The following is a 21274-nucleotide window of genomic DNA, read 5'->3' as shown; positions in this document are numbered from 1 at the left end:
TGAGTGCGCCGGTTACAGCTGAAAGGCTGGGCCAGGACGACGTTTCCGGTTTGCAGGGTTCTTGTGCAACGTATGCCACATTTTCGCATGCCTAGGGGCAAGGGCGGACATTAGTCCGCGGATCCCGGCGTGCGGCCCGACTATTAAGGCTTCGCCTCAGCTGCTCTGGAGAGAACTTCAAAGCTCGAGCGGCGGGGCGCAGCGACAAGAGAGCGGCCGCCAACGGCCGCTCCGGATAAAACGGAGAACACGAGAGTGCCTACGATTAACCAGCTGGTCCGCAAGGGCCGCACGCCTAAGGTCAAGAAGACCAAGGCCCCCGCGCTTAACGGCAGCCCGATGCGCCGCGGTGTTTGCACCCGCGTCTACACAACAACCCCGAAGAAGCCGAACTCGGCTCTGCGTAAGGTTGCACGTGTCCGCCTCAACGGTGGCGTTGAAGTTACCGCCTACATCCCCGGCGTGGGCCACAACCTGCAGGAGCACTCCATTGTGCTCGTCCGTGGTGGTCGCGTTAAGGACCTTCCGGGTGTCCGCTACAAGATCGTCCGTGGTGCCCTCGATACCCAGGGTGTCAAGAACCGTAAGCAGGCTCGTAGCCGCTACGGCGCAAAGATGGAGAAGAAGTAATATGCCTCGCAAGGGTCCGGCCCCCAAGCGGCCGCTAGTTCTAGATCCCGTTTACGGCTCCCCGCTGGTCACCCAGTTGATCAACAAGGTGCTCGTTGACGGCAAGAAGTCCACCGCCGAGCGTATCGTTTACGGTGCACTCGAAGGTGCTCGTGCCAAGTCCGGCGGCGACCCGGTTGCAGCCCTCAAGAAGGCCATGGAGAACGTCAAGCCTTCCCTCGAGGTCCGCTCCCGCCGCGTCGGTGGCGCTACCTACCAGGTTCCGGTTGAGGTCAAGCCGGGCCGCTCCACCGCCCTCGCCCTGCGCTGGCTGGTTGGGTACTCCAAGGCCCGCCGCGAGAAGACGATGACCGAGCGCCTCCAGAACGAAATTCTGGATGCCTCCAACGGTCTCGGTGCCGCTGTGAAGCGCCGCGAAGACACCCACAAGATGGCCGAGTCCAACAAGGCCTTCGCACACTACCGCTGGTAATACTTCCCGGACGCCGCCGGCTCAACCGAGCCGGCGGCGGACGTGCAGTCCATCCGAAAGGGAGACACCGTGGCACAGGACGTGCTTACTGACCTTAGCAAGGTCCGCAATATCGGCATTATGGCCCACATTGATGCCGGCAAGACCACTACTACCGAGCGCATCCTGTTTTACACAGGTGTGAACCACAAAATCGGCGAAACGCACGACGGCGCTTCGACGACTGACTGGATGGAACAGGAAAAGGAACGCGGCATTACCATCACGTCTGCCGCCGTGACCTGCTTCTGGGAGAACAACCAGATCAACATCATTGACACCCCCGGGCACGTTGACTTCACTGTTGAGGTGGAGCGCTCCTTGCGCGTCCTCGACGGTGCCGTTGCCGTGTTCGATGGCAAGGAAGGTGTGGAGCCGCAGTCTGAGACTGTCTGGCGCCAGGCGGACAAGTACAACGTCCCGCGCATCTGCTTCGTCAACAAGATGGACAAGCTCGGTGCTGATTTCTACTTCACCGTAGATACCATCATCAGCCGCCTCGGCGCCAAGCCGCTGGTTATGCAGCTGCCGATCGGCGCCGAGAACGACTTCGTCGGCGTCGTCGACCTGCTCTACATGCGCGCACTGGTGTGGCCCGGCGACTCCAAGGGTGACGTCACCATGGGTGCCAAGTACGAGATCCGCGAGATCCCGGCGGACCTCCAGGAAAAGGCCGAGGAGTACCGCGCAACGCTCGTTGAGACCGTAGCGGAGTCCTCCGAAGAGCTGATGGAGAAGTACCTCGAAGGTGAAGAAATCACCACCGATGAACTCAAGGCCGGCATCCGAAAGATGACGATCAACTCCGAGCTGTACCCGGTCTTCTGCGGCTCCGCGTTCAAGAACCGCGGCGTCCAGCCGATGCTCGATGCCGTGGTGGACTACCTGCCGAACCCGCTCGACGTCCCGCCGATGATCGGTCACGATCCCCGCGACGAAGAGAAGGAACTGACGCGCAAGCCGTCTTCCGAGGAGCCGTTCTCGGCTCTGGCGTTCAAGATCGCAACGCACCCGTTCTTCGGTCAGCTCACATTCATCCGCGTGTACTCCGGTCACGTGGAGGCAGGCTCCCAGGTGGTCAACTCCACCAAGGGCAAGAAGGAGCGCATCGGCAAGCTGTTCCAGATGCACGCCAACAAGGAAATGCCCGTTGAGGGCGCTACCGCCGGCCACATCTACGCAGCGATCGGTCTGAAGGACACCACCACGGGCGACACCCTGTGTGACTCTTCGAACCAGATCGTCCTGGAGTCCATGAGCTTCCCGGAGCCCGTGATCTCTGTTGCGATCGAGCCGAACACCAAGGGCGACCAGGAGAAGCTTTCCACGGCCATCCAGAAGCTCTCCGCTGAGGACCCGACCTTCCAGGTCTCCCTCAACGAGGACACGGGCCAGACCATCATCGCCGGCATGGGCGAACTCCACCTGGATATCCTGGTGGACCGCATGCGCCGCGAATTCAAGGTCGAGGCGAACGTGGGCAAGCCCCAGGTCGCTTACCGCGAAACCATCAAGCGTGCTGTGGAGCGTCACGACTACACACACAAGAAGCAGACCGGTGGTTCGGGCCAGTTCGCTAAGATCCAGATTGCGATCGAGCCGCTGGACACGTCCGAGGGCGAGATGTACGAGTTCTCGAACAAGGTCACCGGCGGCCGCATTCCGCGCGAATACATTCCCTCGGTTGACGCTGGCATCCAGTCTGCGCTGAACGACGGCGTCCTGGCCGGCTACCCGGTTGTCGGCATCAAGGCCACGCTGATTGACGGCGCGTACCACGACGTTGACTCCTCGGAAATGGCGTTCAAGATCGCCGGGCGGATGGCTTTCAAGGAAGCTGCACGCAAGGCGAACCCCGTTCTGCTCGAACCGCTGATGGATGTCGAGGTCCGCACCCCTGAGGAATACATGGGTGAAGTTATCGGTGACCTCAACTCCCGCCGCGGCCAGATGCAGTCCATGGAAGACGCACAGGGTGTTAAGGTCATCCGTGCGCACGTCCCGCTGTCCGGCATGTTCGGCTACATCGGTGACCTGCGCTCGAAGACCCAGGGCCGTGCTGTGTACTCCATGACGTTCAACAGCTACGCCGAGGTCCCGAAGGCAGTCGCCGACGAGATCATCCAGAAGAACCGCGGCGAGTAGCCTCCAAGGCTTCCGCAGCAACAAACTCGGGTGCGTTTCCGGTTCCGGAAATTCACCTGGTGCAGGTGGCCGGCTTCGGTCCGCCGGACCGGCCACCAGCACCGACAGGCTCAAGGGACTAGTATTAGTTCCTGAATCTGCAATTTCATCAATCCAAAGCCCCCCAAGTAGACTTACTGAAGTTTCGCCGCGACAAGCGCGGTCGAAGGGTAAGTCATTTGAAAACGTTCTAGGAGGAACCTGTGGCAAAGGCAAAGTTCGAGCGGACTAAGCCGCACGTTAACATCGGCACCATTGGTCACGTTGACCACGGTAAGACGACGTTGACGGCCGCGATTTCCAAGGTGCTGTACGACAAGTACCCGACTCTCAACGAGCAGCGCGACTTCGCGTCCATTGACTCTGCTCCCGAAGAGCGTCAGCGCGGCATTACCATCAACATCTCCCACGTTGAGTACCAGACCGAGAAGCGCCACTACGCACACGTAGACGCTCCGGGTCACGCTGACTACATCAAGAACATGATCACCGGTGCCGCACAGATGGACGGTGCGATCCTTGTGGTTGCCGCCACTGACGGCCCGATGGCTCAGACCCGCGAGCACGTTCTGCTGGCCCGCCAGGTTGGCGTTCCCTACCTGCTGGTCGCGCTGAACAAGTCGGACATGGTCGATGACGAAGAGCTCCTCGACCTCGTCGAAATGGAAGTTCGCGAGCTGCTTTCGGCTCAGGGCTTCGATGGCGACAACGCCCCGGTTGTGCGCGTTTCCGGTCTGAAGGCCCTCGAAGGCGACCCGGTTTGGGTCAAGTCCGTCGAGGACCTCATGGAAGCTGTCGACGAGTCCGTTCCGGACCCCGTCCGTGACCGTGACAAGCCGTTCCTGATGCCGATCGAAGATGTCTTCACGATCACCGGCCGTGGCACCGTTGTTACGGGCCGCGCCGAGCGTGGAACCCTCGCCATCAACTCCGAGGTCGAGATCGTCGGCATCCGCCCGGTCCAGAAGACCACGGTTACCGGTATCGAGATGTTCCACAAGCAGCTCGACGAAGCATGGGCCGGCGAGAACTGTGGCCTCCTGCTCCGCGGTCTGAAGCGTGACGATGTTGAGCGTGGCCAGGTTGTCGTCAAGCCGGGTTCCATCACCCCGCACACCGACTTCGAGGCTAACGTCTACATCCTCTCCAAGGACGAAGGCGGGCGTCACAACCCGTTCTACTCCAACTACCGCCCGCAGTTCTACTTCCGCACCACGGACGTAACCGGCGTCATCACCCTGCCGGAAGGCACGGAAATGGTTATGCCCGGCGACAACACTGAAATGAGCGTTGCGCTCATCCAGCCCATCGCCATGGAAGACGGCCTCGGCTTCGCTATCCGCGAAGGCGGCCGCACAGTTGGTTCGGGACGCGTTACCAAGATCCTCAAGTAATACTTGCTGATCCAAGTTAGTCGCTGACCGGTCCGGCCGCCTGACGGCCGCCGTGAAGCAAGGAACAGCCCCGCTGCAGTGCAGCGGGGCTGTTCCTTTTAACGTCCTGCTACCGTTGCAGGTGAAGAGAGGAGTCCGGCATGGAATGGATCATTTTCCTCGTGGTTGTGCTCGCTGTCGTCGTGGGCGGCTTGTGGGCCAAGAGGTACTTCCGGCACGAAATCGAGCGGGCGAAGCGGATCGACCGCGCCAACAAGCGCCAGTAGCCGCGCCGGCGGGCTAGGGCTCGGATCGACTTTTCCGGGCCCGGCTTAGTGCCTGATACCAGTAGAACGAGTCCTTGGGCGTGCGCTCCTGGGTGTCAAAATCCACGTGGATCAGGCCGAAGCGCTGGGAGTAGCCGGCCGCCCATTCAAAGTTGTCCATCAGGGTCCACACGTAGTAGCCAAGCAATTCAACGTCCTCGGCGACGCCGCCAGGCGCCGTGGCATCCAGGGCGTGGCCCAGATGGGCCGCGATGTAATCGATCCGGTCGGCATCCGCTATGGCGCCGGAGACGTGGTCGGGCTCTGGAAAGCTGGCGCCGCTTTCGGTGATATACAGCGGGGGCAGCGCTGCTCCATAGCGGTCTTTCAGCTCACGGAGCAGCAGGCCCAGGTGCTCCGGTGCCACCGGCCAGCCAAAGCCAGTGGTCGGGTACTCCGGGAATGCCACCAGGTGGAAGGGCATCTTCAGCATGGCGTCCACGTTGCCCGCGGGGGTGTCGCCCTGGCCGCGTCCGGTCGCGACCTTCACCGGATAGTAATAGTTCAGCCCGTAAAAATCGAGGGGCTGGTGGATGGTCCGGAGGTCTTCGTCGGAGGCATTGCCGAGTGCGCGGAACCAGGGCCTCGCGATCAGCGGGACCTTCGGGTACCGCCCCAGGAGGATCGGATCCGCATAGACCCGGTTAAGCACCAGGTCAAAGATGTCGGCAAGCATCCGGTCCGTGACCGAGCGGCCGGCCGGCCGCACCGGTGAGTGCAGGTTGGTGACACCCACGGCGCCGGCGACTCCCTCGGCCCGCAGCGCCTGTACGGCGAGGCCGTGGCCCAGGAGCTGGTGGTGGACGGCGGGCAGGGAGTCAAAGAGCAGCTCCCGGCCGGGCGCGTGCACCCCCAGGGCGTAGCCGTTGAGCGTCACGGATGCCGGTTCGTTCAGCGTTACCCACTGTGTTACACGATCACCGAACCGGCGGCCGGCGGCCGCACTGTACTCCGCGAAGCGCTCCGCTGTGGAACGGTTCAGCCAGCCGCCCCGGTGTTCGAGCGGCAGCGGGGTGTCCCAATGGTACAAGGTCGCCATCGGAGCGATACCGGCCGCGAGCAGCTGGTCAATGAGCCGGTCGTAAAAGTCCAGCCCCTCGGTGTTGAACGGCCCGGACCCCTCCGGCTGGATGCGGGGCCAGGAGAGCGAGAAGCGGTAGGAATCGACGCCGAGAGTGCGCATCAGCTCGACGTCTTCGGGAGTGCGGTTGTAGTGGTCGCAGGCGACGGCGGGGGAGTGGCCGTCCCGGATGCTGCCGGGTTTCTGAACAAAGGCGTCCCAGCCGGAGGGGCCGCGGCCGCCGGCGTCCAGCGAACCTTCGATCTGGAAGGCGGCCGAGGCGACGCCCAACAGGAAATCCGGGCTCAAGCGGTCGGCAAGAGCCTGCAGCGCCACAGCATCCTGCACGGTCATCTGCCCATCATCCCCACGCTCCCTGCTGAAGGCAATGAGTGTCCATCCGTTCCGGCGTCGGCCGGGCCGAAAGACTGCCGCCGGCGCGGTGCCCGGACCGCCCGCTGCGGCTGCCGATTCGCTTCTGCCCATAAATTCCGGCATACTAGATGAGTTGTTCAAGCGCTCTTTCGCGTCCCGATCCGGATAATGCCGGGTGCCAGGGTCCAAGTAGGAGACCAAACATAACCCACTCCCCATGGAACTGCGGATGTGTATGCGTGAAAAGCGCGACACGCCCGACCGCGGGGGTCGGTTACGCCGGCAGGTTGAGGAACCCGGATTTGTCCGGATTCAGCTTGTGCGGCGGGTGGTAGTTACGACTTCAATTGCCTCGGCAGCCACATGCAACACGCAAGTAAACAGAGCAGCCCTCACTGGAGCAGCACTAACTGAAAGAGAGTCAGGCGACATGGCGGGACAAAAAATCCGCATCCGGCTGAAGTCATACGACCACGAGGTCATTGACGTTTCAGCACGGAAGATCGTTGAGACGGTCACGCGCGCAGGCGCCACGGTAGTAGGCCCTGTGCCGCTGCCGACGGAGAAGAACATCTACTGCGTCATCCGCTCTCCGCACAAGTACAAGGACAGCCGTGAGCACTTCGAAATGCGTACTCACAAGCGTCTGATCGACATCATCGACCCCACGCCCAAGGCTGTTGATTCGCTTATGCGTCTCGACCTGCCGGCCGACGTGAACATCGAAATCAAGCTCTAGGGAGGTGCTGAGAGACTATGACCGCAACCCGTAACGTAAAGGGCCTGCTGGGCACGAAGCTCGGCATGACCCAGGTCTGGGACGAGAACAACAAGCTCATCCCCGTCACTGTGGTCCAGGCTGACTCCAACGTCATCACGCAGCTGCGCAATGCAGACACTGATGGCTATGTCGCCGTTCAGATCGGCTACGGCCAGATCGATCCCCGCAAGGTCACCAAGCCGCTGGCTGGTCACTTTGAAAAGGCAGGCGTCACGCCTCGCCGCCACGTCGTCGAACTGCGCACTGCAGATGCTGACTCTTACGAGCTGGGCCAGGAGCTCTCCGTAGAGCTCTTCGAAGCCGGCCAGAAGATCGACGTCGTTGGCACCACCAAGGGTAAGGGCTTCGCCGGTGTAATGAAGCGTCACGGCTTCCACGGCGTTGGTGCTTCCCACGGTGCACACAAGAACCACCGTAAGCCCGGTTCCATCGGTGGCGCATCCACCCCGAGCCGCGTCTTCAAGGGCATGAAAATGGCCGGCCGCATGGGCGCCGTTCGTCACACCACGCTGAACCTCACGGTCCACGCGGTTGACGTCGAGAAGTCGCTGCTCCTGATCAAGGGCGCCGTCCCCGGCGCCCGCGGCCAGGTCGTACTCGTACGCACCGCCGTGAAGGGAGCCTAGTTCAATGACTAGCACTGTCAAGGTTGACCTGCCTGCAGAGATCTTCGACGTACAGACCAACGTGCCGTTGCTGCACCAGGTCGTCGTTGCCCAGCTCGCTGCTGCTCGCCAGGGTACCCACAAGACCAAGACCCGCGCCGAGGTTTCCGGTGCAGGTCGCAAGCCGTTCAAGCAGAAGGGCACCGGCCGCGCCCGTCAGGGTTCAATCCGTGCTCCTCACATGACCGGTGGTGGCGTTGTCCACGGCCCCACGCCGCGTGACTACAGCCAGCGCACCCCCAAGAAGATGATTGCTGCTGCACTGCGCGGCGCTCTCTCTGACCGCGCCCGTAACGGCCGCATCCACGTCGTCGCTGAACTGGTAGCCGGCACCAAGCCGTCCTCCAGCGCTGCACTGGCAACCCTGCGAGGTGTCTCCGAGCGTAAGAACCTGCTCGTTGTCATCGAGCGCGCCAACGACGTTGCTGCACTCTCCGTGCGTAACCTCACGGATGTTCACGTTCTGTACGCAGACCAGCTGAACACCTACGACGTTCTCGTCTCCGATGACGTTGTCTTCACCAAGGCTGCCTACGAAGCATTCGTTGCTGACCGGGCAGTGGCAAAGAACCAGGAGGATGCCAAGTGAGTGCAGCCACCCTCAAGGATCCGCGCGACGTTGTGCTTGCACCCGTCGTCTCGGAAAAGAGCTACGGCCTGATCGACGAGGGCAAGTACACCTTCCTGGTGGACCCCCGCTCGAACAAGACCGAGATCAAGCTGGCCGTGGAGAAAATCTTCTCCGTCAAGGTCGACTCGATCAACACCATCAACCGTGCCGGTAAGCGCAAGCGCACCAAATTCGGATGGGGTACCCGCAAGAACACCAAGCGTGCAATTGTGAGCCTCAAAGAAGGCACTATCGACATCTTCGGCGGTCCGCTCTCGTAGCGGAGACCACTTTAACGAGGAAATAAATTATGGGAATCCGTAAATATAAGCCGACTACCCCGGGCCGTCGCGGCTCGAGCGTAGCGGACTTCACTGAAATCACGCGGTCGACGCCGGAAAAGTCGTTGGTACGTCCCCTCCCGAAAAAGGGTGGCCGTAACAACACCGGTAAGATCACGACCCGTCACAAGGGTGGTGGACACAAGCGCCAGTACCGTCTGATCGACTTCCGTCGCCACGACAAAGACGGCGTCAACGCCCGCGTTGCCGAAATCGAGTACGATCCGAACCGCACGGCTCGCATCGCACTCCTCCACTACGTTGATGGCACCAAGCGTTACATCATCGCCCCGAACAAGCTGTCCCAGGGTGACACGGTGGAAGCAGGTGCCGACGCTGATATCAAGCCCGGCAACAACCTTCCGCTGCGCAACATCCCGGTAGGTACCGTAATCCACGCAGTTGAACTGCGTCCGGGTGGCGGCGCCAAGATGGGCCGCTCTGCCGGCGCATCGATCCAGCTCGTGGCAAAGGAAGGCCGCTTCGCCCAGCTGCGTCTGCCTTCCGGCGAAATCCGCAACGTTGACGTGCGCTGCCGCGCAACCGTCGGCGAGGTCGGCAACGCCGAGCAGTCGAACATCAACTGGGGTAAGGCCGGCCGTATGCGCTGGAAGGGCGTTCGCCCGACCGTCCGTGGTGTCGCCATGAACCCGGTCGACCACCCCCATGGTGGTGGCGAGGGTAAGACGTCCGGTGGACGTCACCCCGTCAACCCGAACGGTAAGCGCGAAGGCCGCACCCGCCGTCCCAACAAAGAGAGCGACAAGCTTATTGTTCGTCGCCGTCGTACTGGCAAGAACAAGCGATAGGAGCCTGGACACATGCCACGCAGCCTGAAAAAAGGTCCTTTCGTTGACCAGCACCTCTTTGTAAAGGTAGCCAGGGAAAACGAAAAGGGCACCAAGAACGTCATCAAGACCTGGTCCCGCCGTTCGATGATCGTCCCCGACATGCTCGGTCACACGATCGCCGTACATGACGGACGCAAGCACATCCCCGTGTTTGTCACTGAGTCGATGGTCGGGCACAAGCTCGGCGAATTCGCTCCCACGCGGACATTCCGCGGCCATGTCAAGGACGACCGTAAGGGCAAGCGCCGCTAGGCGCCTGCACTTACGTCAAAGACGAGAGAAGGAAAGCAATGGAAGCCAAGGCAATTGCGCGTCACATCCGCGTAACGCCTATGAAGGCCCGGCGCGTCGTCAACCTTGTTCGTGGTAAGCAAGCGAATGAGGCTCTGGCAATTCTGAAGTTTGCCCCGCAGGCAGCTTCGGAGCCGGTATTCAAGGTAGTTCAGTCGGCAATCTCCAACGCCCGGGTCCTCGCGGACCGCGACGGCGTGGCGTTTGACGAGGGTGACCTCATCATCAGCGAAATGTATGTTGATGAAGGCCCGACCATGAAGCGGTTTCAGCCGCGAGCCCAGGGTCGTGCATTTCAGATTAAGAAGCGCACGAGCCACATCACCGTGGTAGTCGCTACCCCGGAGAAAGAGGAGGCTCGCTAAGTGGGACAGAAAGTTAACCCGCACGGGTTCCGACTCGGCATCACCACCGATCACGTATCGCACTGGTTTGCTGACAGCACCAAGCCCGGCCAGCGGTACAAGGACTTCGTTCGCGAAGACATCCGGATCCGCCAGCTTATGTCCACGGGCATGGAGCGCGCCGGTATCGCCAAGGTTGAAATCGAGCGCACCCGCGACCGTGTCCGTGTGGATATCCACACTGCACGTCCGGGCATCGTTATCGGCCGCCGCGGTGCAGAAGCAGACCGCATCCGCGGCGAGCTCGAAAAGCTCACCGGCAAGCAGGTTCAGCTGAACATCCTCGAGGTCAAGAACCCCGAGATGGAAGCCCAGCTTGTTGCCCAGGGCGTTGCTGAGCAGCTGACTTCCCGCGTGGCTTTCCGCCGTGCGATGAAGAAGGCCATGCAGTCCGCACAGCGTGCCGGTGCCAAGGGCATCCGGATCGCTTGCTCGGGTCGACTGGGCGGCGCAGAAATGTCCCGCTCGGAGTTCTACCGCGAAGGCCGTGTGCCCCTGCACACCCTCCGCGCGAACATCGACTACGGCTTCTACGAGGCCAAGACCACCTTCGGCCGTATCGGCGTGAAGGTCTGGATCTACAAGGGTGACGTCACCGCCAAGGAACTGGCTCAGCAGGCTGCTGCTGCTCCGTCCCGCGGCCGTGGTGCCAGCGATCGTCCGGGCCGCCCGGGTGGCGCTGACCGTGGTGACCGCCGTCGTCGTAACGATCGCCCGGCTGAGGCTGCACCCGCTGCTGCCGAAGCTCCGGCTGTTGAAGCCGGAGCCGCAGGCACGGCGCAGTCAGTAGAAGGAGGACAGGCTTAAATGCTTATCCCACGTCGAGTCAAGCACCGTAAGCAGCACCACCCGGGTCGTTCCGGCGCTGCAACGGGCGGCACGAAGGTCTCTTTCGGTGAGTGGGGTATCCAGGCTCTGAGCCCGGCATACGTCACCAACCGTCAGATCGAGTCTGCCCGTATCGCGATGACCCGCCACATCAAGCGTGGCGGCAAGGTCTGGATCAACATCTACCCGGACCGTCCGCTGACGAAGAAGCCGGCCGAAACCCGTATGGGTTCCGGTAAGGGTTCTCCGGAATGGTGGGTCTCAAACGTCAAGCCGGGCCGGGTTCTCTTTGAGATCTCCGGGGTCGATGAAGAAACGGCCCGCGAGGCACTGCGCCTGGCGATCCACAAACTCCCGTTGAAGGCACGCATTCTGCGTCGCGAAGGTGGTGAATAGAAATGTCAGTAGGATCCAAGGAACTTGCATCCGCACAGCTGGACGGTTTCGACAACGAGCGACTCGTTGAGGAACTCCGTAAGGCCAAGGAAGAGCTGTTCAACCTGCGTTTCCAGTCCGCCACCGGTCAGCTGGAGAACCACGGTCGGCTGCGCGCGGTAAAGAAGGACATCGCCCGCATCTACACCGTTCTCCGTGAGCGCGAGCTGGGCATTCGTGCCGAGGTTGCCGCACCGGTTGTGGAAGCCAAGGAAGAAAAGAAGTCCAAGAAAGCTGCAACCAAGAAGGCCGACAAGGCTGAAACGGTTGAGACTGAGGAGGACACCAAGTGAGTGAAAAGGACGAGAACGTGACGGAAACTGTTTCCGGCGCAGCTACGGCTGACGAGCGCGGTGACCGTAAGACGAAGCGCGGCTACGTGGTCTCGGACAAGATGGAAAAGACCATCGTTGTCCAGGTCGAGGACCGTGTGAAGCACGCCCTCTATGGCAAGGTCCTTCGCCGCAACACGAAGATCAAGGCTCACGACGAAGAGAACAGCGCCGGCATCGGCGACCTCGTTCTCCTCGCCGAGACCCGCCCGCTCTCCGCTACCAAGCGGTGGCGTCTGGTGGAGATCCTCGAGAAGGCCAAGTAACACCTGCAGCCTCGCTGTGAGTCGAGAAACCCCCGTTCCCTTCTGGGCGCGGGGGTTTCTCCGTTTCCCGCCGGCGTCGCTGCCGTGATATGGGGATACGCCCGAAACGTGCTAAGATTTTGAGTTTGTATGGCGCCCTCTGTGCGCTGTCATCAACCTCGTAAACAAGCGTGCCACGGCATAGTGCCCCCTTCTGCCCCGACCCGTCGGGATTCATTAGGGAAGCAAATGTTTTTGGCACGGGAGTTTAGGCCTGGTCTGGCAAAATCCAGGCAGGTCAAGAGACACCCCGATCAACCGTTCCGCAAGGCTCATTCCGTAGGAAGACTTTCGGTCTGAGAACCCGCGCGACGCAAGGAGTAAATAGTGATTCAGCAGGAGTCGCGACTCAAGGTCGCCGACAACACGGGTGCTAAGGAAATCCTTACCATTCGCGTTCTCGGTGGATCTGGCCGTCGCTACGCAGGCATTGGCGACGTAATCGTCGCTACCGTCAAGGACGCAATTCCGGGCGGCAACGTAAAGAAGGGCGACGTCGTCAAGGCTGTCATCGTCCGTACCAAGAAGGAACGCCGCCGTGCGGATGGTTCCTATATCAAGTTTGACGAGAACGCAGCTGTGATCCTGAAGGCTGACGGTGACCCCCGCGGTACCCGCATCTTCGGACCGGTTGGTCGTGAACTTCGCGATAAGAAGTTCATGAAGATCGTTTCTCTGGCTCCGGAGGTGCTTTAGTCCATGGCTAAGATCAAAAAGGGCGACCTGGTTCAGGTCATCACCGGTGCCAAGGCTGAGCGCGGCGGTGACAAGGGCAAGCAGGGCAAGGTTCTGCGCGTATACCCCGAGTCCAACCGCGTGTTGGTCGAAGGTATCAACCGCGTAACCAAGCACACCAAGGTCGGTCAGTCGCAGCGCGGCACCAAGACCGGTGGCATCGAAGTCGTCGAGGCTACGATCCACATCTCCAACGTGGCACTGGTTGACCCGTCCACCAAAAAGCCCACCCGCGTCGGTTTCCGCACCGAGACCGTTGAGCGCGATGGCGTGAAGCGCGAAGTGCGTGTCCGCGTGGCCAAGAGCTCAGGGAAGGACATCTAATGACTGAGACTCTCGAGACTCCGGCAAGCAAGATCGTTCCTCGTCTGAAGACCAAGTACGCGGATTCCATCAAGAGCACGCTCGTTGAGGAATTCAAGTACGAGAACGTCAACCAGGTTCCCCGTCTGGTGAAGGTCGTTGTGAACATGGGTGTTGGAGATGCCGCCAAGGACTCCAAGCTGATCGACGGCGCTGTCCGCGATCTGACCCTGATCACCGGCCAGAAGCCGCAGGTAACCAAAGCCCGCAAGTCGATCGCACAGTTCAAGCTGCGCGAAGGCATGCCGATCGGTGCACACGCAACTCTGCGTGGGGACCGTATGTGGGAATTCCTGGACCGTCTGGTCACGCTGGCTCTGCCGCGTATCCGCGACTTCCGGGGCCTCAGCGGCAAGCAGTTCGACGGCAACGGCAACTACACCTTCGGTCTGACCGAGCAGGTTATGTTCCACGAGATCGACCAGGATTCCATCGACCGCGTTCGCGGCATGGACATCACCGTCGTGACCACTGCCAAGACCGACAACGAAGGCCGCTCGCTGCTCAAGGCGCTTGGCTTCCCGTTCAAGACCGAAGATTAATCTAGCTACGTAAAAGGTCCGTCCGTGCTGGTCCCGAACTTGTTCGGCTGCCCAGCACGGTGGAAACCGTTATGAGGAAGGGCAAGAGCCCACCATGACAATGACAGATCCCGTCGCAGACATGCTTACGCGTCTGCGCAACGCAAACTCGGCATACCACGAATCCGTGTCTATGCCGTACAGCAAGCTCAAGGCACGCGTTGCCGACATCCTGAAGGCCGAGGGTTACATCGCCTCCTGGAAAGAAGAAGACGCGGAGGTTGGCAAGAAGCTGACCCTCGAGCTCAAGTTCGGTCCGAACCGCGAGCGTTCAATCGCTGGCGTTCGTCGTATTTCCAAGCCGGGACTGCGCGTTTACGCAAAGTCCACCAACCTGCCGCACGTGCTCGGTGGCCTGGGTGTCGCAATCCTGTCCACCTCTTCCGGCCTCTTGACTGACAAGCAGGCCGGCAAGAAGGGCGTGGGCGGCGAAGTCCTCGCTTACGTCTGGTAACGGGAAAGGAAGAGAATAATGTCACGTATTGGACGTCTCCCCATCACCGTTCCTGCCGGCGTTGAGGTCAAGGTTGACGGCTCTGTCGTCAGCGTCAAGGGTTCCAAAGGCGAGCTGAGCCACACTGTGGCCAGCCCGATCGAGGTTTCCCTGGAAGATGGCACCCTGACCGTCGCCCGCCCGAACGATGAGCGCGCCTCACGTTCGCTGCACGGCCTGACCCGCACCCTGATCGCCAACATGATCCAGGGTGTCACCGCAGGCTACGAGAAGAAGCTTGAAATTGTCGGTACCGGTTACCGCGTTCAGGCAAAGGGAACTGACCTGGAGTTCGCTCTGGGCTACAGCCACCCGGTTAACATCACGGCACCGAACGGCATCACCTTTGCAGTAGAGACCCCGACCAAGCTCTCTGTTTCAGGTATCTCCAAGCAGCAGGTCGGCGAGGTTGCTGCCAACATTCGCAAGCTGCGGAAGCCGGACCCCTACAAGGGCAAGGGCATCCGCTACGCAGGCGAAGTCATCCGCCGCAAGGTCGGAAAGGCTGGTAAGTAACCATGGCGATCGCAATTAACAAGAAGCGTACGAACAAGAGCAAGTCTGCCCAGCGCAGCCGTCGCCAGCTTCGTATCCGCAAGCGCATTTCCGGAACGGCTGTACGTCCTCGTCTGGTCGTCAACCGGTCCGCACGCCACGTATTCGTCCAGGTTGTTGATGACAGCAAGGGCCTGACCGTAGCGAGCGCCTCCACTTTGGAAGCCGACCTTCGTGCATTCGACGGTGACAAGACTGCCAAGGCCAAGCGCGTTGGCGAGCTCGTCGCCGAGCGTGCCAAGGCTGCCGGTATCGAAGCAGTTGTCTTCGACCGCGGTGGTAACAAGTACCACGGCCGGATCGCCGCCGTCGCTGACGGCGCACGTGAAGGTGGGCTGGCACTGTGACCGAAAATAACGAAAAGGACATTCAGGTGACTGAAGCTGTAGCTGCTCCGGCAACTGAGACCGCTGCGCCTGCTGCTGCCGCTGACGGCGCCCGTGGTGGCGCTCGTCGCGGCGAGCGTGGCGACCGCGGCCAGGGCCGTGGCGACCGTGGTGGCCGTGGTGGCCGCGATGGTGGCCGTGAAGCCGAAAAGAGCCAGTTCGTAGAGCGCGTCGTAACCATCAACCGTGTTTCCAAGGTCGTCAAGGGTGGTCGTCGCTTCAGCTTCACCGCCCTCGTCGTCGTCGGTGACGGCAACGGTATGGTCGGCGTTGGCTACGGCAAGGCTAAGGAAGTTCCTGCCGCCATCGCGAAGGGCGTCGAAGAAGCCAAGAAGTCCTTCTTCCGCGTCCCCCGCATCGGCAGCACCATCCCGCACCGCGTTCAGGGTGAAGCCGCCGCAGGCGTTGTTATGCTGCGTCCGGCTTCCGCCGGTACCGGTGTGATCGCCGGCGGTCCGGTCCGTGCAGTACTGGAGTGCGTGGGCATCCACGACATCCTCTCCAAGTCGCTCGGATCTTCCAACGCCATCAACATCGTGCACGCGACCGTTGACGCGCTGAAGCGCCTCGAAGAGCCGGCAGCAGTGGCAGCACGCCGCGGCCTCCCGCTCGACGAGATCGCTCCGCCGGCAATGGTGAAGGCGCTTTTGAACCAGAAGGCAGGTGTCTGAGTCTTGGCTAAGAACGTGCTTGTCTCCGACGCACAGTTGGAGATCACTCAGATCAAGTCCGCCATTGGCGGCAAGCAGAACCAGCGCGACACCCTTCGGTCCCTCGGCCTGAAGCGGATCGGACACACCGTTGTCCGCACCGCCGACGCCGTGACCGTCGGAATGCTCAACACGGTTCCGCACCTGGTAAAGGTAGAGGAGGCGAAGTAAATGGCAGAGAAGAACACCGCCGAAAAGGCACAGGGCGCCGCTGCTGAGAAGCAGAACGCACTGAAGGTTCACCACCTGCGTCCCGCCCCGGGTGCCAAGACCGCCAAGACCCGTGTTGGTCGTGGCGAAGGTTCCAAGGGTAAGACCGCTGGTCGCGGTACCAAGGGTACGAAGGCCCGCTACCAGATCAAGGCTGGCTTTGCCGGCGGCCAGTTGCCGCTGCACATGCGCCTGCCGAAACTGCGCGGTTTCAAGAACCCGTTCCGGGTTGAGTTCCAGGTAGTAAACCTGGACAAGCTCAACGAGCTGTTCCCGGAAGGTGGCGCAGTCACCGTGGAGAACCTGGTCGAAAAGGGTGCGGTTCGCAAGAACCAGCCCGTCAAGGTGCTGGGCACCGGTGACATCACCGTCAAGGTTGACGTCACCGTGCACGCATTCTCGGCCAGCGCCGCAGAGAAGATTGCCGCAGCAGGCGGAAGCACCACCGCCCTCTAAGGAGGCGGCGGGGCAGTTGCCCGTTGTGAAAACTCCCGGTAGCCGGGGCTTCGGCCCCGGCTGCCGGGAGTTTTTCTCGTTTCCCGGTCCGGCGATTGTTCGCAGGGCGCGTCCACCCGTTAGACTCGGTTGTTGGGTTTATTTGACCTGCCTCACACGACTTTACTTAATACTCAGGAGGACGCTTGCTTAGCGCATTTGGCCGGGCCTTTCGCACGCCTGATCTGCGACGCAAGTTGTTGTTCACGCTGGGAATCATCACCATCTTCCGCTTGGGTGCCTTTGTCCCCTCGCCCGGTGTGAGCTACCAGAATGTCCAGCAATGCTTGCAGAACGGTCAGACCTCGGGCGGTATCTACCAGCTCGTCAACCTGTTTAGCGGCGGTGCGCTGCTGCAGGTGTCCGTCTTCGCCCTGGGCATCATGCCCTACATCACGGCCAGTATCATCGTCCAGCTGCTCCGGGTGGTTATTCCCCGGTTCCAGATGTTGTACGAAGAAGGTGCCTCCGGCCAATCGAAGCTGACGCAGTACACGCGTTACCTTACGATCGCGCTGGGCCTGTTGAATGCCACGACCCTGGTGTCGTTGGCCCGCTCCGGCCAACTGCTGCCCAACTGCCAGCTGCCGATCATCCCGGACACCGGCATCGTGACCACCATCCTGATCATCATCACGCTCACGGCCGGCACCGGCCTGATCATGTGGATGGGCGAGCTTGTGACCGAAAAGGGTGTTGGCAACGGCATGTCGCTGCTCATCTTCACCTCGATCGTCTCCAGCTTCCCCGGCTCCCTGGGTGCCATCTGGACCTCCAAGGGTCCGGGCACCTTCTTCCTGGTCCTGGTCATCGGATTGCTGACGGTGGCCGCCGTGGTCTTTGTGGAGCAGTCCCAGCGGCGCATCCCGGTGCAGTACGCCAAGCGCATGATCGGCCGCCGCACCGTGGGGGGCACCAGTACCTACATCCCGATCAAGGTGAACATGGCCGGCGTCGTTCCCGTCATCTTCGCTTCGTCGATGCTGTACCTGCCGGGCCTGATCTCGCAGTTCAACCAGCCCAAGCCCGGCGAGCAGCTGGCCCCCTGGGTGGAGTGGATCAACAACAACCTGGTCCGCGGTGACCACCCCGTCTACATGGCGCTCTATTTCGCCATGATTGTGTTCTTCACTTACTTCTATGTTGCGATCACTTTCAACCCTGAAGAAGTATCTGAGAACATGAAGAAGTACGGCGGCTTCATTCCGGGTATCCGTGCCGGCAAGCCGACTGCAGATTACCTGCAGTACGTGCTTGCCAGGATCACGCTTCCCGGTGCCATTTACCTCGCTTTTGTGGCACTTATCCCGCTGGTCGCCCTGGTCCTGATCAACGCCAACCAGAACTTCCCGTTCGGTGGTACGTCGATCCTGATTATGGTCGGCGTCGGGTTGGAGACCGTCAAGCAGATTGACGCGCAGCTACAGCAGCGTCACTACGAAGGGCTTTTGCGATGACGAGAATGTTGATTATCGGACCTCCCGGATCCGGCAAGGGTACGCAGGCGGAACGCATTTCTGAGCGCCTCGGCGTTATTGCGATCTCCACGGGAGATATCTTCCGCGCCAACGTCAAGGGTGAGACGCCGTTGGGCATCGAAGCCAAGAAGTACATGGACGCCGGCGACTTTGTCCCGGACAGCGTGACCAACAAGATGGTTCGCGACCGGCTGCAGGAGGGCGACGTCGGGAACGGCTTCCTCCTCGACGGCTACCCGCGGACCACAGCGCAGGTCGACTACCTCGACGGGATCCTCGCCGAAGGGGACCAGAAGCTCGACGTCGTCCTGCAGCTGACGGCCGACGACGAGGAGCTTGTCACCCGCCTGCTGGGCCGCGCCAGGGAAACCGGACGCTCCGACGACAACGAAGCCGTCATCCGGCACCGCCTCGACCTCTACCACGGCCAGACGGAAGCCGTCGTCGCCAAGTACGCCGAGCGTGGCATCCTGACCCGTGTTGATGGCATTGGCGGCATCGACGAGGTCACCGACCGTGTGATGGAAGCGATCAAAGCGGCCCAGTCGGCCTGACCGGATCATGAACCTTGAGGCCCCTCCCGTGAACCGGGAGGGGCCTCAGCCATTTGGCCATCCGCCCATCGGGGCGGCCGGCCCCACCGAAAGGAAGTTGCGAATGGCATTCGGCCAGCCACGCATCGAATACAAGACCAACGCCCAGATGCGTTCCATGCACCAGGCCGGGCTCGTCCTCAGCCGGGCCCTTGACGCCGCGACAGCGGCGGCCGCCCCGGGGAAGACCACCAAAGACCTTGACGCTGTGTTCGCCGCCGTCCTCAAGGACGCTGGTGCCACATCGAATTTCCTCGGATACCACGGGTTCCCCGCGACCATCTGCACCTCGGTCAACGAGGAAGTAGTGCACGGCATCCCCGGCGGCCGCGTCCTGGCGGACGGGGATATCCTTTCGATCGACGGCGGCGCGATCCTGGACGGGTGGCACTCGGACTCCGCGCGAACCGTTATCGTGGGCACGGCCGATCCTGAGGACCAGAGGCTCTCCGACGTCACCGAGAGCGCAATGTGGCATGGGATTGCCGCCCTCGCGACCGGGAAGTTCGTCGGCGACGTCGGGAACGCCGTCGACGATTACGTTTCCTCCGTGCCCGGCAAGGCCTTGGGCATCCTCGAGGACTATGTGGGCCACGGCATCGGTTCCGAAATGCATATGGCCCCGGACGTACCGAACTTCCGCACCACTCACCGCGGACCGAAGATCCGTCCCGGGCTGTGCCTGGCCATCGAACCCATGCTGGTCCGGGGCAGCATCGAAACCGCTGTCCTGGACGACGACTGGACAGTCGTGACCACCGACGGCAAACGGTCCTGCCAGTGGGAACATTCCGTTGCGGTCCACGAGAAGGGCATCTGGGTTCTGTCCGCGCCGGACGGGGGAGCGGCGAAGCTGGAACCGTTCGGCGTCGTGCCCGTCCCGATTCCCTAAACCCGCTTAACCCAAGTAGCTCGCAGTTGTGGCCGTTATGAGTGCTCAAAACGGCCACAACTGCGAGCCAGTTGGGTGGGAGGGACTTAGCTCTTGAGTTTAGGCTTCACGTCCTTGGTGTAGATCCCTTCCAAGGTGCTTTTGAGTGCCGTCATTGTCGCCTGGACATCGCCCTGCTGGGTGAGGATCGCCGCGGCGGACTTGGCCATTTCCTGGTCGGCGCCGGGCAGGAACACCCGCGCGTTGTCCTGCACGCGCGTCACGGCGAGCTGGTCCATGGCTGTCTTGATCTGCGGGGTGGCAGCGAGAACAGCGGTCATGTCCGCGGACGTCCGGGTGGGCATGTAGCCGGTGGCCGCGGAGAAGTCTGCCGTGTTTTCCGGTTCCGTAATGAACTTCAGGAACATGGCTGCTGCGAGCTGGACCTCCTTGCTGACGCCGCTGGGGATGCCCAATCCCGCACCGCCGGTGGGGCACACAGGGCTCTCGTTCTTGGGTCCGCCCGGGAGGTAGCCGACGCCGACATTAAACTTCGCGGACTTCAGGACCCCCAGCAGCGAACCCGTTGAGGAGATCGTTGATGAGGTAATGCCCGCGGCGAAGTCGTCGGCAGCTTCCTTGGAGGAGACGCCTGCCCACTTGTCCTTGAAGATGGAGTCCTGGGCCCACTGCAGCGCGGCGACCGACTCGGCGGAATCGCAGTTGATGGACCATTCATTGGACCAGCTGCCGCCCCAACCCCACAGGTTATTTTGCAGTGTCCAGCCGGCGTACCCGGCCAGGGCCGGGTAAATGTAGGCATACTGGGCGCCGGAGCTGGCCTGCAGCTTAGGGGCCCACTCGGCAAATTCCTGCCACGTCTTCGGCGCGCGGTCCGGCAGCCCGGCTGCCTTGAAGTGGTCCTTGTTGTAGTAGAACAGCGGGGTGGAGCGGCCGTAGGGGAGCGCCCACTGCTTGTCCTCGTACTGGTAGTCGGCGACCAGGGACTTTTGGAAATCCCCCACCTTGATGTCCAGCTGCTTGACCAGGCTGTCCAGCGGGATGATGTTGCCGTTGGTGTAGTAGCGGAACCACCAGACATCGGAGAGCACCACAAGGCCCGGAAGGCCTGACTTGGCGGCCTGGGATGTTTGGAACTTCTGTGCGATTTCCTCGTAGTTCGCCCCGGCGGTGACGAGGTTGACTTTGATCTCCGGGAATTTGGCCTGGAACTTGTCGATCATGGCTTTTTCCACGTCCTGGGACTTGCCCGGGTGGTTGCTCCAGAAATCGATCGAAGCTGCCGGCTTGACGCCGTTGAAGTCGATGTCGGCGGCGGTGGTTGCTGCCGCAGTGCCGCCGGTGGACGGGCCGCCGCAGGCAGACAGCGCAGCGGCGCCGGCGCCTGCGCCGGCCAGTCCCAGGAAGTGCCTTCGGCCAAGATTCGATGCCATGGTGGATCCTCTCGATGATGCTGACTCGTTGAACGGTGTAGACGTTGT

General features: G+C 61.6%; 30 protein-coding genes. 28 read left to right on the top strand and 2 right to left on the bottom strand.

Annotated features, from left to right (window positions below; genetic code table 11):
• The first annotated feature begins 255 nt into the window (after positions 1 to 255).
• The 5 genes from rpsL to QK287_RS07780 all read left to right on the top strand — a co-directional run bounded on the left by rpsL (position 256) and on the right by QK287_RS07780 (position 4985).
• Complete coding sequence (rpsL, locus tag QK287_RS07800; protein WP_011692814.1) at positions 256 to 630, top strand: 30S ribosomal protein S12; 375 nt, start codon at positions 256 to 258, stop codon at positions 628 to 630.
• A 1-nt stretch (position 631) separates the two neighbouring features.
• Positions 632 to 1102: a 30S ribosomal protein S7 gene (gene rpsG, locus QK287_RS07795; RefSeq protein WP_011692813.1), complete on the top strand. Its 471-nt coding sequence runs from the start codon at positions 632 to 634 to the stop codon at positions 1100 to 1102.
• Positions 1103 to 1171: 69 nt separating this feature from the next.
• A complete protein-coding gene (gene fusA, locus QK287_RS07790) occupies positions 1172 to 3286 on the top strand; it encodes an elongation factor G (protein WP_226774758.1) in 2115 nt (704 codons plus the stop codon).
• Between the two features lie 242 nt (positions 3287 to 3528).
• Positions 3529 to 4719, top strand: a complete 1191-nt coding sequence (tuf, locus tag QK287_RS07785; protein ID WP_226774757.1) for an elongation factor Tu — start codon at positions 3529 to 3531, stop codon at positions 4717 to 4719.
• A 140-nt stretch (positions 4720 to 4859) separates the two neighbouring features.
• Positions 4860 to 4985 (top strand): hypothetical protein, encoded by a 126-nt coding sequence (locus tag QK287_RS07780; protein ID WP_282359752.1) that lies wholly within the window; start codon positions 4860 to 4862, stop codon positions 4983 to 4985.
• A gap of 13 nt (positions 4986 to 4998) precedes the next feature.
• Here the strand turns inward: QK287_RS07780 and QK287_RS07775 are convergent, their stop codons facing one another.
• Positions 4999 to 6438, bottom strand: a complete 1440-nt coding sequence (locus tag QK287_RS07775) for a GH1 family beta-glucosidase (protein ID WP_282359751.1) — start codon at positions 6436 to 6438, stop codon at positions 4999 to 5001.
• Positions 6439 to 6889: 451 nt separating this feature from the next.
• On the opposite strand from QK287_RS07775, the gene rpsJ reads away from it, so the two are divergent.
• From rpsJ to map, 23 genes are all read left to right on the top strand, one after another.
• Positions 6890 to 7198 (top strand): 30S ribosomal protein S10, encoded by a 309-nt coding sequence (gene rpsJ, locus QK287_RS07770; protein ID WP_038464699.1) that lies wholly within the window; start codon positions 6890 to 6892, stop codon positions 7196 to 7198.
• Between the two features lie 17 nt (positions 7199 to 7215).
• A complete protein-coding gene (gene rplC, locus QK287_RS07765; protein ID WP_024366134.1) occupies positions 7216 to 7866 on the top strand; it encodes a 50S ribosomal protein L3 in 651 nt (216 codons plus the stop codon).
• Between the two features lie 4 nt (positions 7867 to 7870).
• Positions 7871 to 8494 (top strand): 50S ribosomal protein L4, encoded by a 624-nt coding sequence (gene rplD / locus QK287_RS07760; RefSeq protein ID WP_056425230.1) that lies wholly within the window; start codon positions 7871 to 7873, stop codon positions 8492 to 8494.
• On the top strand, positions 8491 to 8796 hold the full coding sequence (rplW, locus tag QK287_RS07755) for a 50S ribosomal protein L23 (protein ID WP_056425233.1): 306 nt from the start codon (positions 8491 to 8493) through the stop codon (positions 8794 to 8796). Before rplD ends, rplW begins: the two co-directional genes overlap by 4 nt.
• Positions 8797 to 8825: 29 nt before the next feature.
• The gene (rplB, locus tag QK287_RS07750) at positions 8826 to 9665 is read left to right on the top strand and encodes a 50S ribosomal protein L2 (RefSeq protein ID WP_226774755.1); all 840 of its coding nucleotides are present in this window, start codon (positions 8826 to 8828) and stop codon (positions 9663 to 9665) included.
• Positions 9666 to 9677: 12 nt separating this feature from the next.
• Entirely contained in the window at positions 9678 to 9959 is a 282-nt protein-coding gene (gene rpsS / locus QK287_RS07745; RefSeq protein ID WP_018773666.1) for a 30S ribosomal protein S19, read from the top strand.
• A 38-nt stretch (positions 9960 to 9997) separates the two neighbouring features.
• Positions 9998 to 10363 carry a 50S ribosomal protein L22 gene (gene rplV / locus QK287_RS07740; RefSeq protein WP_069949298.1) on the top strand — a complete coding sequence of 122 codons (366 nt, stop codon included), beginning with the start codon at positions 9998 to 10000 and terminating at the stop codon, positions 10361 to 10363.
• On the top strand, positions 10364 to 11209 hold the full coding sequence (gene rpsC / locus QK287_RS07735; protein ID WP_226774754.1) for a 30S ribosomal protein S3: 846 nt from the start codon (positions 10364 to 10366) through the stop codon (positions 11207 to 11209). It abuts the gene before it with no gap.
• The gene (rplP, locus tag QK287_RS07730) at positions 11210 to 11626 is read left to right on the top strand and encodes a 50S ribosomal protein L16 (RefSeq protein WP_024366129.1); all 417 of its coding nucleotides are present in this window, start codon (positions 11210 to 11212) and stop codon (positions 11624 to 11626) included. It begins immediately after the preceding gene.
• Positions 11627 to 11628: 2 nt separating this feature from the next.
• Entirely contained in the window at positions 11629 to 11958 is a 330-nt protein-coding gene (gene rpmC, locus QK287_RS07725; RefSeq protein WP_269461899.1) for a 50S ribosomal protein L29, read from the top strand.
• The gene (gene rpsQ / locus QK287_RS07720) at positions 11955 to 12263 is read left to right on the top strand and encodes a 30S ribosomal protein S17 (RefSeq protein WP_136321879.1); all 309 of its coding nucleotides are present in this window, start codon (positions 11955 to 11957) and stop codon (positions 12261 to 12263) included. The genes rpmC and rpsQ overlap by 4 nt, the downstream gene beginning before the upstream one ends.
• A gap of 366 nt (positions 12264 to 12629) precedes the next feature.
• Positions 12630 to 12998, top strand: a complete 369-nt coding sequence (rplN, locus tag QK287_RS07715) for a 50S ribosomal protein L14 (protein ID WP_024366126.1) — start codon at positions 12630 to 12632, stop codon at positions 12996 to 12998.
• Positions 12999 to 13001: 3 nt separating this feature from the next.
• Positions 13002 to 13361, top strand: coding sequence for a 50S ribosomal protein L24 (gene rplX, locus QK287_RS07710; protein ID WP_226774753.1), 360 nt, complete (start codon positions 13002 to 13004; stop codon positions 13359 to 13361).
• The gene (gene rplE / locus QK287_RS07705) at positions 13361 to 13942 is read left to right on the top strand and encodes a 50S ribosomal protein L5 (protein ID WP_226774752.1); all 582 of its coding nucleotides are present in this window, start codon (positions 13361 to 13363) and stop codon (positions 13940 to 13942) included. Before rplX ends, rplE begins: the two co-directional genes overlap by 1 nt.
• Before the next feature lie 94 nt (positions 13943 to 14036).
• On the top strand, positions 14037 to 14435 hold the full coding sequence (rpsH, locus tag QK287_RS07700; RefSeq protein WP_024366123.1) for a 30S ribosomal protein S8: 399 nt from the start codon (positions 14037 to 14039) through the stop codon (positions 14433 to 14435).
• 18 nt (positions 14436 to 14453) lie between these two features.
• Positions 14454 to 14990 (top strand): 50S ribosomal protein L6, encoded by a 537-nt coding sequence (gene rplF / locus QK287_RS07695; RefSeq protein ID WP_226774751.1) that lies wholly within the window; start codon positions 14454 to 14456, stop codon positions 14988 to 14990.
• A gap of 2 nt (positions 14991 to 14992) precedes the next feature.
• Positions 14993 to 15376 carry a 50S ribosomal protein L18 gene (gene rplR, locus QK287_RS07690; protein WP_024366121.1) on the top strand — a complete coding sequence of 128 codons (384 nt, stop codon included), beginning with the start codon at positions 14993 to 14995 and terminating at the stop codon, positions 15374 to 15376.
• Between the two features lie 26 nt (positions 15377 to 15402).
• A complete protein-coding gene (gene rpsE / locus QK287_RS07685; protein WP_226774750.1) occupies positions 15403 to 16086 on the top strand; it encodes a 30S ribosomal protein S5 in 684 nt (227 codons plus the stop codon).
• A 3-nt stretch (positions 16087 to 16089) separates the two neighbouring features.
• Positions 16090 to 16296 (top strand): 50S ribosomal protein L30, encoded by a 207-nt coding sequence (gene rpmD, locus QK287_RS07680; protein ID WP_160664304.1) that lies wholly within the window; start codon positions 16090 to 16092, stop codon positions 16294 to 16296.
• A complete protein-coding gene (gene rplO, locus QK287_RS07675) occupies positions 16297 to 16791 on the top strand; it encodes a 50S ribosomal protein L15 (RefSeq protein WP_058931722.1) in 495 nt (164 codons plus the stop codon).
• Positions 16792 to 16976: 185 nt separating this feature from the next.
• A complete protein-coding gene (secY, locus tag QK287_RS07670) occupies positions 16977 to 18287 on the top strand; it encodes a preprotein translocase subunit SecY (RefSeq protein ID WP_253032183.1) in 1311 nt (436 codons plus the stop codon).
• A 5-nt stretch (positions 18288 to 18292) separates the two neighbouring features.
• Positions 18293 to 18862 (top strand): adenylate kinase, encoded by a 570-nt coding sequence (locus tag QK287_RS07665; RefSeq protein ID WP_226774812.1) that lies wholly within the window; start codon positions 18293 to 18295, stop codon positions 18860 to 18862.
• 103 nt (positions 18863 to 18965) lie between these two features.
• Positions 18966 to 19793, top strand: a complete 828-nt coding sequence (gene map, locus QK287_RS07660; protein WP_226774747.1) for a type I methionyl aminopeptidase — start codon at positions 18966 to 18968, stop codon at positions 19791 to 19793.
• A gap of 86 nt (positions 19794 to 19879) precedes the next feature.
• On the opposite strand, the gene QK287_RS07655 is transcribed toward map, so the two are convergent.
• Positions 19880 to 21226 (bottom strand): ABC transporter substrate-binding protein, encoded by a 1347-nt coding sequence (locus tag QK287_RS07655; RefSeq protein ID WP_226774746.1) that lies wholly within the window; start codon positions 21224 to 21226, stop codon positions 19880 to 19882.
• Between the last annotated feature and the right edge of the window lie 48 nt (positions 21227 to 21274).

The organism is Arthrobacter sp. AL05, assembly GCF_029960715.1.
GTDB lineage: Bacteria > Actinomycetota > Actinomycetes > Actinomycetales > Micrococcaceae > Arthrobacter.
Note: the sequence above shows the minus strand (reverse complement) of the source record. Positions and strands in the feature narration are given on the sequence as shown.

Excerpts from the sequence above, each read along its gene's own strand:
- rplC (WP_024366134.1), top strand. The coding sequence starts at position 7,216 with ATGACCGCAACCCGTAACGTAAAGGGCCTGCTGGGCACGAAGCTCGGC.
- rpsS (WP_018773666.1), top strand. The coding sequence starts at position 9,678 with ATGCCACGCAGCCTGAAAAAAGGTCCTTTCGTTGACCAGCACCTCTTT.
- rplF (WP_226774751.1), top strand. The coding sequence starts at position 14,454 with ATGTCACGTATTGGACGTCTCCCCATCACCGTTCCTGCCGGCGTTGAG.
- rplV (WP_069949298.1), top strand. The coding sequence starts at position 9,998 with ATGGAAGCCAAGGCAATTGCGCGTCACATCCGCGTAACGCCTATGAAG.
- QK287_RS07775 (WP_282359751.1), bottom strand. The coding sequence starts at position 6,438 with ATGACCGTGCAGGATGCTGTGGCGCTGCAGGCTCTTGCCGACCGCTTG.
- rpsJ (WP_038464699.1), top strand. The coding sequence starts at position 6,890 with ATGGCGGGACAAAAAATCCGCATCCGGCTGAAGTCATACGACCACGAG.
- rplO (WP_058931722.1), top strand. The coding sequence starts at position 16,297 with ATGGCAGAGAAGAACACCGCCGAAAAGGCACAGGGCGCCGCTGCTGAG.
- rpmC (WP_269461899.1), top strand. The coding sequence starts at position 11,629 with ATGTCAGTAGGATCCAAGGAACTTGCATCCGCACAGCTGGACGGTTTC.
- rplD (WP_056425230.1), top strand. The coding sequence starts at position 7,871 with ATGACTAGCACTGTCAAGGTTGACCTGCCTGCAGAGATCTTCGACGTA.
- rplX (WP_226774753.1), top strand. The coding sequence starts at position 13,002 with ATGGCTAAGATCAAAAAGGGCGACCTGGTTCAGGTCATCACCGGTGCC.
- rpsH (WP_024366123.1), top strand. The coding sequence starts at position 14,037 with ATGACAATGACAGATCCCGTCGCAGACATGCTTACGCGTCTGCGCAAC.
- QK287_RS07665 (WP_226774812.1), top strand. The coding sequence starts at position 18,293 with ATGTTGATTATCGGACCTCCCGGATCCGGCAAGGGTACGCAGGCGGAA.
- rpsG (WP_011692813.1), top strand. The coding sequence starts at position 632 with ATGCCTCGCAAGGGTCCGGCCCCCAAGCGGCCGCTAGTTCTAGATCCC.
- rplR (WP_024366121.1), top strand. The coding sequence starts at position 14,993 with ATGGCGATCGCAATTAACAAGAAGCGTACGAACAAGAGCAAGTCTGCC.
- QK287_RS07780 (WP_282359752.1), top strand. The coding sequence starts at position 4,860 with ATGGAATGGATCATTTTCCTCGTGGTTGTGCTCGCTGTCGTCGTGGGC.
- rplP (WP_024366129.1), top strand. The coding sequence starts at position 11,210 with ATGCTTATCCCACGTCGAGTCAAGCACCGTAAGCAGCACCACCCGGGT.
- QK287_RS07655 (WP_226774746.1), bottom strand. The coding sequence starts at position 21,226 with ATGGCATCGAATCTTGGCCGAAGGCACTTCCTGGGACTGGCCGGCGCA.
- rplB (WP_226774755.1), top strand. The coding sequence starts at position 8,826 with ATGGGAATCCGTAAATATAAGCCGACTACCCCGGGCCGTCGCGGCTCG.
- rplE (WP_226774752.1), top strand. The coding sequence starts at position 13,361 with ATGACTGAGACTCTCGAGACTCCGGCAAGCAAGATCGTTCCTCGTCTG.
- map (WP_226774747.1), top strand. The coding sequence starts at position 18,966 with ATGGCATTCGGCCAGCCACGCATCGAATACAAGACCAACGCCCAGATG.